At 65.8% G+C, this 8781-nt stretch carries 9 protein-coding genes; 4 read left to right on the top strand and 5 right to left on the bottom strand.

What is annotated here, in order from left to right:
• Positions 1 to 29: 29 nt before the first annotated feature.
• The 4 genes from ACXAHG_RS05830 to ACXAHG_RS05815 all read right to left on the bottom strand — a co-directional run bounded on the left by ACXAHG_RS05830 (position 30) and on the right by ACXAHG_RS05815 (position 2983).
• Positions 30 to 797: a hypothetical protein gene (locus tag ACXAHG_RS05830; protein ID WP_475056355.1), complete on the bottom strand. Its 768-nt coding sequence runs from the start codon at positions 795 to 797 to the stop codon at positions 30 to 32.
• Between the two features lie 94 nt (positions 798 to 891).
• On the bottom strand, positions 892 to 1683 hold the full coding sequence (locus ACXAHG_RS05825; RefSeq protein WP_475056354.1) for an alpha/beta fold hydrolase: 792 nt from the start codon (positions 1681 to 1683) through the stop codon (positions 892 to 894).
• Between the two features lie 18 nt (positions 1684 to 1701).
• Positions 1702 to 2103 carry a rhodanese-like domain-containing protein gene (locus ACXAHG_RS05820; RefSeq protein ID WP_475044572.1) on the bottom strand — a complete coding sequence of 134 codons (402 nt, stop codon included), beginning with the start codon at positions 2101 to 2103 and terminating at the stop codon, positions 1702 to 1704.
• Between the two features lie 82 nt (positions 2104 to 2185).
• On the bottom strand, positions 2186 to 2983 hold the full coding sequence (locus ACXAHG_RS05815; RefSeq protein ID WP_475056352.1) for a hypothetical protein: 798 nt from the start codon (positions 2981 to 2983) through the stop codon (positions 2186 to 2188).
• A gap of 78 nt (positions 2984 to 3061) precedes the next feature.
• Here ACXAHG_RS05815 and ACXAHG_RS05810 point away from each other — a divergent pair, with 78 nt between their 5' ends.
• Positions 3062 to 4105, top strand: a complete 1044-nt coding sequence (locus tag ACXAHG_RS05810; RefSeq protein ID WP_475056351.1) for an aldo/keto reductase — start codon at positions 3062 to 3064, stop codon at positions 4103 to 4105.
• Positions 4106 to 4327: 222 nt separating this feature from the next.
• Here the strand turns inward: ACXAHG_RS05810 and ACXAHG_RS05805 are convergent, their stop codons facing one another.
• Complete coding sequence (locus tag ACXAHG_RS05805) at positions 4328 to 5311, bottom strand: GlxA family transcriptional regulator (RefSeq protein ID WP_475056350.1); 984 nt, start codon at positions 5309 to 5311, stop codon at positions 4328 to 4330.
• A 133-nt stretch (positions 5312 to 5444) separates the two neighbouring features.
• Here ACXAHG_RS05805 and bcoG point away from each other — a divergent pair, with 133 nt between their 5' ends.
• The 3 genes from bcoG to ACXAHG_RS05790 all read left to right on the top strand — a co-directional run bounded on the left by bcoG (position 5445) and on the right by ACXAHG_RS05790 (position 8754).
• Positions 5445 to 6359 carry a 3-dehydrocarnitine:acetyl-CoA trimethylamine transferase BcoG gene (gene bcoG, locus ACXAHG_RS05800; RefSeq protein WP_475044566.1) on the top strand — a complete coding sequence of 305 codons (915 nt, stop codon included), beginning with the start codon at positions 5445 to 5447 and terminating at the stop codon, positions 6357 to 6359.
• Positions 6360 to 6511: 152 nt separating this feature from the next.
• Positions 6512 to 7984: a carnitine 3-dehydrogenase gene (locus ACXAHG_RS05795; RefSeq protein WP_475056348.1), complete on the top strand. Its 1473-nt coding sequence runs from the start codon at positions 6512 to 6514 to the stop codon at positions 7982 to 7984.
• Positions 7981 to 8754, top strand: a complete 774-nt coding sequence (locus tag ACXAHG_RS05790) for an SDR family oxidoreductase (protein ID WP_475056347.1) — start codon at positions 7981 to 7983, stop codon at positions 8752 to 8754. The genes ACXAHG_RS05795 and ACXAHG_RS05790 overlap by 4 nt, the downstream gene beginning before the upstream one ends.
• Positions 8755 to 8781: the final 27 nt, after the last annotated feature.

Genomic DNA, 8781 nt, shown 5'->3' with positions numbered 1-8781 from the left:
GGCGATGCCCGGTGCCGGGCCCAAAGCCGCTAAGGCGGTGCTGGTGCAGCCAGGGCCGCCTGCGGGTGCGGGAGCCCTCCAGCCGCCGCCGGGCGCGCGGTCTGCTGGCTGGCCGTACCGGGCGGCAGCGGCGCGGCCTGCAGCGGGCTGCCTGCACAGGCTTGGGTGATCTGCCAGCTGCGGGGCGGCAGGGTGCGGGCGCGCAGACGCTGCAATGTCCAGCAGCATTTGCTGCCCGCAGAAGCGCGGCCGGGCAGGGGGCTGCCGGGCGGGCTGCTGCTGGAGGGGCAGGGCGCATGGGACAGGTGCCAGCGGCTTTCGATCCCCTGGGCGCCGCCGGCGCCGGGGGTGAGCAGCAGGCCCAGCGGCGCCGGGCCGAAACGCCCGCCGGCCTCTGCCGCCAGATGCAGCCGCCGTACCGGGGTCATCGCCGGGGGCACGGGCAGTTCGGCCACCACCAGCGGTGCTGTGCCGCTGCGCAAGGCTTCCTCCATGGTCCATAGCAGATCCTCTGTCCGGGCGGCCTGCACGAAAAGGAAACGGGCCGGGCTGGCAAAGGGCGCCATGCCTTCCGGGTTCAGCTGCTTGCCGGCCTGGGGCGGCGACAGCCACAGCACGGGCGCCGGGAGCGGGTCCGGCGCGGCGGTGCGGGCTGCCGCAGCCAGCCAGAGCGCAAAACTGTGGCGGGCGGGGCCGCAGGCTTCATGCGCCCGGCCATGCTCCAGCGCGACCCCCTCTGTCAGGGAAAGCGCCGGGCGGGGCCGGTGGCGGCGGCGGGTGAGCAGGTGAGTCGGCATGAAGGAAGCATAGTATGTTCATAATTTGTTCTCAACCGGGCGGCGGGGTGCGGGTCATGGCCCGCTCCGGTCCAGGCGCAGGCTGACCTTCCGGTCAGTTCGCGGACAGAGCGCTGCCCAGTGCCTGAAAGAAATCCTCTCTGGCATGTTGCTCAATCCAGGGCTTGTGGCCGCAGCGCTGCAGCAGGCAGAGGCTGAAATCCGGCAAGATCTTTTGCAGCGGCCGGGCAACACCTGCGGCGGGGTGCGGGTCATGGCTGCCGTGAATGGCCAGCACCGGGCAGCGAAGGCGGGCGGCTTCGCGCAGGAGCGCGCCGGACCGGCGCAATGCGGCAGCTTCCGGCCAGACGTGTTCAAAAATGCTCCGGTCAAAGGAGATTTTTGCAGGGCTGCCGCGGCGCGGGGCATAGGCCTCCGCTTTCTCCAGCAGCTGCAATGCCCGCTCCAGGCCTGCCTCCGTACCCACCGCGCCGTCAGCGAACAGCGCCCGCAGTTCCTGCCATTCGCCCGGCCGCAACCGGGCCTTGCGGGCGGCTTCAATGCCGGCGGCATATTCCGCGGAGAAGGGCGGGCTTCCAATCAGCACCAGTTTTGAAACCAGGCCCGGGTGCCGGGCCGCAAACAGGCAGGCCAGCAAGGCGCCCCAGGAAAAGCCCGCCAGTGCCACGGGCCGGGGGCAGGCGGAGGCCATCTGGGCGTGCAACTCGCGCAGTTGCCCCGCGACGGAGCGCTCCGATTGCCAGGGTTCCAGTACGCTGCAGCCGCGGGCCGCCAGTTCCTGCGCGACGGGCGCCATCTCTCCCGCAGCACCGGGGCCGCCGTGCAGCAGAGCTGCAGCCGCGGGCGGGGGGCCATGCAGCCGGGGTGCAGGCGCGGCTCTGGTCATTCCGGGGCCGCCTGCTGGTCAGCCCTCGCGGGGGACAACCGGGCCGCCCTGTTTGGCCCATTCGGTAAAGCCGCCTTCCAGATGCACCACCGGCTTCAGCCCCATCTCCATCGCCGCCCTGGCGCTCAGCGCCGAGCGCCAGGCGCTGGCGCAGTAGAATACATAAGTCTTGTCCTGGTTGAACACCGGTTTGTGATAGGGGCTGTCCGGGTCGATCCAGAATTCCAGCATGCCGCGCGGGCAGGAAAAGGCGCCGGGGATCATGCCGCTGCGCTGCAGCTCGCGGATGTCGCGCAGGTCGATGAAGACGTAGTTCTCGTCCAAAACCTTCTGCTTGGCCTCTTCAACGGCCATGGTTTCCACCAGGCTGTTTGCCTCGGTCAGAAGCGCCTTGACGCCCTTGGTGATGGTTTGCGGCATGAGGGGCTCCCGGACAGAATGCGCTGATGGGACCCACCTTGCGACGGTTCGCAGCGGCAGGCAATGCCTGGCCCCTCTGCACCTACGGGCATTTCCGGCTTTTACCCAGCGGAACAAGCCAGGCGACGCTTTCGACATAGACCGGATCGGAGGAGGACTTGTGCTTCTGGCAGAGAGGGGCGATCCAGATGTCCTTGTCTGTCCGCTTGTCCACAGAGCGCAGCAGGCCAAAATAGCGGGTTTTCTTGCCGCACGGGCTGGCCACACAGCGGGTGCGGCTTGACTTGCTGTTGTTTAAATAGTGGTTTGACAAGGAGCCGCACTGGCAGCTGAGCTTGGCCGGCTTCTTGATGACTTTCATTACGAAGTTATTGTTCCGGTTCCGTTTGGGGTCTTCCTTGATGCAGTGCTTGCCTTTGCTTTCAGGGATAAGCTCAACCCGCGCATCTATGTAGAACGGGTTTTTGTGTCCGGGGTTGTTATGCCGCTCGCATAGCGGGATGATCCATGATTTCCCGAGTTTGCGGCGCTTGTCCATGTCGATGAATTTGACATGGGCGCCGTGTGCAGGTTTGGATTTGCATCCAAGATACACGCATTTGAGGCGTTTCGTTCTGGCGTTGTTCTGCCAATGGGCAAGCCAGCTGTTGCAGCAGCTGCACTTCCGGCTGCCGGAGCCTTTCTCGTTTTCAACCGGATGGCGGTCCTCCATATAGGATTGTTCGCCGGCAATTCCGAATTTGCCGGTTTTCAAATAAGCGGGCATCGGATTCAGCCTCCGTGGGTTTGCAGCTGGGGTTCCCTTTGCTGGCGGCTGGGGAATTGCAGCTGTCAGGTGTGCAGCTTCTAGAGAATTAGCCCTTAGCGTTGTGCTTTCCACTGCAGGCGGCGCAAGCGGCTTGAACTTCCTGGATGGACCCTTAGGGTCGCAGGCTAATCCCGAACAGGAGCGCGCAAGATGAAAATGAACCCGTTGGGACGCACCGGCATGAGGGTGTCGGAACTGTGCCTGGGCACGATGACCTTTGGCACCCAGACACCAGAGGACGAGGCCCATGCACAGATTGATATGGCGCTGGCGAACGGTGTGAACTTTGTCGACACCGCCGAGATGTACCCGGTGAACCCGGTCAGCGCAGAAACCCTGGGCAACAGCGAGCGCATCATCGGCACCTGGAACGCAAAGACCGGCCGGCGGGGGGAGTATATCCTGGCCACCAAGCACTCGGGCGAGGGCATGCGGCATGTGCGCGACGGGGCGCCGATTTCCTCCAAGACCATCGCGCCCACCGTGGAGGTCTCGTTGAAACGGCTGAAGACGGATTATATCGACCTCTACCAGTTCCACTGGCCGAACCGAGGCAGCTACATGTTCCGGCAGAACTGGACTTATGATCCCTCCCGCCAGAACCGCGAAGAGACCCTGGCCAATATGGAGGATTGCCTGGAGGCGCTGCAGCGCGAGGTGGAGCGCGGCACCATCCGTGCTTTTGGCCTGTCGAACGAGAGCGCCTGGGGCACTGCGCAGTGGCTGCGGCTGGCGGAGGAGCGCGGCTGGCCGCGGGTGGCGTCGATCCAGAACGAATACTCTCTGCTCTGCCGGATGTATGACACCGATCTGGCGGAGCTGAGCGTCAACGAGGACGTTGGGCTGATGGCATTTTCGCCGCTGGGCACCGGACTTTTGACCGGCAAGTACCAGGGCGGGGCGGTGCCGGAAGGCTCGCGCAAGGCGATCAATCCGGAGCTGGGCGGGCGCCATAGCCCCCGGGTCTATGATGCCGTGGAGGCTTATTTGGAGATTGCCAAGCGGCATGGGCTGGACCCGGTGCATATGGCCTTGGCCTGGTGCCGGACGCGGCCGTTCATGGCCTCGGCGATCTTTGGCGCCACCCGTCTGGCGCAGCTGGAGCATCTGCTGCAATCGGTCGATCTGGAGCTGAGCCAGGCAGTTCTGGACGAGATCAACGCCGCCCACCGGGCGCATCCGATGCCCTACTAAGGAGCGGCGGGGCTCCCGCCCGTCCTGAGGGCATTGACATGCCCCGGGCCGGTTGGGCCGGGCGCTGCTGTCGCAGCGCCGAAGGTTCTGCTGAGAGGCGCTTCAGGGGCAGGTTTGCCCCTGAAGCGCCCTTGCAATTCTGTTCAAGGGGTGCGCGTCAAGTGTGAACGGTGCTGCGCACCGCCGCTTTGCGGCCCTTGACCCGCGGGGCCGGGCTGGCGGTCAATGCGCGGTCGGGCGGGTGTGTTCCTGGCGCAGGTCGCGGGCCGAGGTTCCATGTGCGGTGCGGAAGGCGCGGGCGAAGCTCGATTGCGAGGTGAAGCCGGTGGCTATCGCCACATCCATCAGCGGCATCGCGGTGTCGGTCACCAGGCGGCGGGCCTCGGCCAGGCGCAGCTGCAGGTAGTGGTCCTGCGGCGTGGTGTTGAGCTTGAGCCGGAACTGCTGCTGCAGGCTGCGCGGGCTGGTGCCCAGGGTCTCGGCGATCTGCGCCAGCGGCAGCGGCTCATCCAGAGAGGACTCCATCAGCGCATTGGCCTTGGCGGTCAGCGCACTGTGCCTGTGGCCGCCCAGGCGGCTTTGCGGACGCGGCAGCGCGGCGGGTCCGTCGAAAAGGAACAGCCCGGCGACCCGGGAGGCAAAGCCCGCGCCATGGCGGGCGCCGATGATGTGCAGCATCATTTCGACCGCCGGCGTTGCGCCGCCGGATGTCAGGCGGGCGTCCGACACCGTGAAGCGGTCATTGCGGGCATCCACCTCCGGAAAGCGGGCGGAGAAGTTTTCCAGGTCTTCCCAGTGGGTGGTGGCGGGGTGCCCGTCCAGCAGCCCGGCCTCGGCCATCAGCCAGGGGCCGCCGTCGATGCCTGCAATCGTGGCACCGCTGGCGGCAATGCGGCGCAGGCCTGCCAGCAGGCTGGGGGTGGCATGGCGGGCCAACTGGAAACCGGCCACGATGATCAGCAGCTCGCAGCCTTCCAGCCGCGCCAGCGGGAAGCTGGGCACGGTGAGGCCGCTGGTCAGCATCGGCGGCTCATGCGTGGCGCTGACGTAATCCCAGTCAAAGGCGGCGCGGCCCGCCAGCCGGTTGGCGGCGCGCATCGGGTCCACCGCGGCGGCAAAGGACAGCGTGTTGCATTCATCCAGAACCAGCACCGCTGTTTTCAGCGGCCGGTTCTCGGGCTGCAGGATGTTTTTTGCGGATTTCATCAACTTCGATTCGCCTGGTGTAAACTGTGCCGTAAAAGGCTGCGGCAGAGTCGCTGTCAGCGCAAATCGGAATCTGGGGAGGAGCCTGGGGATAACCCGTGGCAAAACCCTGTACATCGAAGGGAAAAGCGAAATGCCTCTGGAAATGAACCGTGAAGTCTTCATCACCTGTGCCGTGACGGGCTCTGGCGGCACTCAGGACCGCAGCCCGCATGTGCCGCGCTCGCCCAAGGAAATTGCCGACAGCGCCATCGCCGCGGCCAAGGCCGGCGCTGCTGTTGTGCACTGCCATGTGCGTGACCCGGAGACCGGGGTGCCGTCGCGCCGTCTGGATCTGTACCGCGAAGTGACTGACCGGATCCGCGATGCGGAGGTGGACGTGGTGCTGAACCTGACCGCGGGCATGGGCGGCGATATTGTCTTTGGCGGGGTCGAAAACCCGCTGCCGCCTGTCGAAGGAACCGACATGATCGGCGCCACCGAGCGGGTTGCCCATATCGCCGAGTGCCTGCCGGAAATCTGCACGCTGGACTGCGGCACCATGAACTTCGCCGAGGCCGACTATGTGATGACCAACACCCCCGGCGCGCTGCGGGCGATGGGGCAGATGATGACGGATCTGGGTGTGAAGCCGGAGATCGAGGCCTTTGACACTGGCCATCTGTGGTTTGCTAAGCAGCTGGTGAAAGAGGGAATTCTGGAACCGAACGCGCTGGTGCAGCTGTGCATGGGGGTGCCGTGGGGCGCGCCGGATGATCTCAACACCTTCATGGCGATGGTCAACAATGTGCCGGATGACTGGACCTTCTCGGCCTTCTCGCTGGGGCGCAACCAGATGGCTTATGCCGCGGCTGCGGTGCTGGCAGGCGGCAACGTGCGGGTTGGGCTGGAGGACAACCTGTGGCTGGGCAAGGGCCAGCTGGCTGAGAACTGGCAGCTGGTTGAGCGCGCCAACACCATCGTGTCGAACATGGGCGTGCGGGTGATCGGCCCCGCCGAAGTGCGCGAGAAGCTGGGGCTGACCAAACGCGCGCCGGCGGCGAAGTAAGCGTTCGGAACAGGGGGTGCTATGCGTGCACCCCCTGTGCACCCTCTGTGCACCGCCGCGCTGCGGCAACAGGGCAGATTGGGGGCTGGCCCCCAAACCCCCAGGATATTTTCGGCCAGAAGAAGTGCCGGGCGTTTTGAAAAGGACATCAGATGAAAACAGCAGCAATCATCGGCGGCGGGGTGATCGGCGGCGGCTGGGCCGCGCGGTTCCTTTTGAACGGCTGGAACGTGCAGGTATTCGACCCGGACCCGGAAGCGGAACGCAAGATCGGCGAGGTGCTGGGTAATGCGCGCCGCTCCTTGCCGGGGCTTGGCAATGTGGCGCTGCCTGCGGAAGGGCGGCTGACGTTTCACGGGACCGTTGCCGAGGCCGTGGAGGGTGCGGAGTGGATTCAGGAGAGCGTGCCGGAGCGGCTGGATCTGAAGCAGAAGGTCTATGGCGAGATGCAGGCCCATTGCGCGCCGGATGCGGTGATCGGGTCTTCGACCTCGGGCTTCAAGCCGTCGCAGCTGCAGGACGGGCGCGAGAACCCCGGCCAGATCGTGGTGACCCATCCCTTCAACCCGGTTTACCTGCTGCCGCTGGTGGAGCTGGTCTCAACCGGGGCCAACCCGGCGGGGGTGATTGAGCGTGCCAAGGAGATCATCAGCGCCATTGGCATGTACCCGCTGCATCTGAAGAAAGAGATCGACGCCCATGTGGCCGACCGCTTTCTGGAGGCGGTCTGGCGCGAGGCGCTGTGGCTGGTCAAGGACGGTATTGCCACCACTGAGGAAATCGACAACGCGATCCGCTATGGCTTTGGCATCCGCTGGGCGCAGATGGGGCTGTTTGACACCTACCGGGTGGCCGGCGGCGAGGCCGGCATGCGCCATTTCATGGCGCAGTTCGGGCCGTGCCTCAGCTGGCCCTGGACCAAGCTGATGGATGTGCCGGAGTTCACCGATGAGCTGGTGGACCTGATCGCAGGCCAGTCGGATGCGCAGTCGGGCCATCTGGACATCCGCGAGATGGAGCGGATCCGCGATGATAACCTGGTGGGCATGATGCGGGCGCTGGGCAGCAACAACTGGGGGGCGGGTGAACTGCAGAACGCCCATGACCTGAACCGCGAGGGCGGTGCCGGGCTGGTGCGCGCGATCGGGGACCTAGACGACCTGAGCCAGCCGGTGCTGACCCAGAGCCGCGTGGTGCCGCTGGATTGGACCGACTACAACGGCCACATGACCGAGAGCCGCTATCTGGACGCGTTCGCGCAATCCACCGACCGGCTGATGATGATCATCGGCTGCGATGCGGAGTATATCGCCAACGGCGGCAGCTATTTCACCGCCGAGACCCATATCCGCCACATCGACGAGGTGCACGCGGGCGATCCGATCCAGGTGCGCACCCGGGTGATTATGGGGGCTGGCAAGAAGATGCACCTGTGGCACGAGATGTTCTGTGGCGAGCGGCTGCTGGCGACCGGCGAGCATATGCTGCTGCATGTGGATCTTGCGACCCGCCGCTCGGCGCCGCCGGCTGCGCATATCGAGGCCAATCTGGTCAAGCTGGCGGAGGCCCATGCGGCGCTGCCGGCGCCGGAGGGGCTGGGCCGCGCAATTGGTGCACCGCGATGAGCGCTGAAGGGATGCGCCGGGTTCTGATCACCGCCGGCGGGTCCGGCATCGGCCGCGCCATGGCGGAGGGCTTTGCCGCCGCCGGGCATCAGGTTTGGGTCACGGATGTCAGCGCGGTGGCGCTGGCAGACGTGCCGGAGGGCTGGCGCACAACGGCTGTGGATGCCACCGATGAGGCGGGCGTCAGGGCGCTGTTTGCAGAGATCGCTGAGGTCTGGGGCGGGCTGGATGTGCTCTGTGCCAATGCGGGGATTGCCGGGCCGACGGCGCTGATCGAGGATATTGCGCTGGAGGACTGGCGCAAATGTGTGAGCGTCAACCTGGAGGGCTGCTTTCTGGCTGCGAAATATGCGGCCCCCTTGATGAAGGCGGCCAAGGCTGGGTCTATCATCGTGACATCCTCCACCGCGGGCCAGTACGGCTATCCGAACCGGGCGCCTTATGCGTCGGCGAAATGGGCCGTCATCGGACTGATGAAGACGCTGGCGATGGAGCTGGGCCCCTTTGGCATCCGCGCCAATGTGATCTGCCCCGGAGCGGTGGAAGGGCCGCGCATGGAAGGGGTGCTGGAGCGCGAGGCGGCGGCCAAGGGCATGACCCGGGACGAGGTTTATGCGGGCTATGCGTCCGGGACGTCGATGGGGCGGTTTGTCGAGGCCAGCGACATTGCCAATATGGCGGTGTTCCTCGGCTCAGACGCATCGCGGCTGGTGTCGGGGCAGGTGATTGCCGTCGACGGTCATACGGAGAACCCGGATCCGAAGGTTTGAGGTTTGAGCGGTGGGCGGAACCGCCCA

This window comes from Leisingera sp. ABD4_442, from assembly GCF_056160905.1.
Note: the sequence above shows the minus strand (reverse complement) of the source record. Positions and strands in the feature narration are given on the sequence as shown.

Coding starts and splice junctions, on each gene's coding strand:
- ACXAHG_RS05830 (WP_475056355.1), bottom strand. CDS start 797: ATGCCGACTCACCTGCTCACCCGCCGCCGCCACCGGCCCCGCCCGGCG.
- ACXAHG_RS05825 (WP_475056354.1), bottom strand. CDS start 1,683: ATGACCAGAGCCGCGCCTGCACCCCGGCTGCATGGCCCCCCGCCCGCG.
- ACXAHG_RS05820 (WP_475044572.1), bottom strand. CDS start 2,103: ATGCCGCAAACCATCACCAAGGGCGTCAAGGCGCTTCTGACCGAGGCA.
- ACXAHG_RS05810 (WP_475056351.1), top strand. CDS start 3,062: ATGAAAATGAACCCGTTGGGACGCACCGGCATGAGGGTGTCGGAACTG.
- ACXAHG_RS05805 (WP_475056350.1), bottom strand. CDS start 5,311: ATGAAATCCGCAAAAAACATCCTGCAGCCCGAGAACCGGCCGCTGAAA.
- bcoG (WP_475044566.1), top strand. CDS start 5,445: ATGCCTCTGGAAATGAACCGTGAAGTCTTCATCACCTGTGCCGTGACG.
- ACXAHG_RS05795 (WP_475056348.1), top strand. CDS start 6,512: ATGAAAACAGCAGCAATCATCGGCGGCGGGGTGATCGGCGGCGGCTGG.
- ACXAHG_RS05790 (WP_475056347.1), top strand. CDS start 7,981: ATGAGCGCTGAAGGGATGCGCCGGGTTCTGATCACCGCCGGCGGGTCC.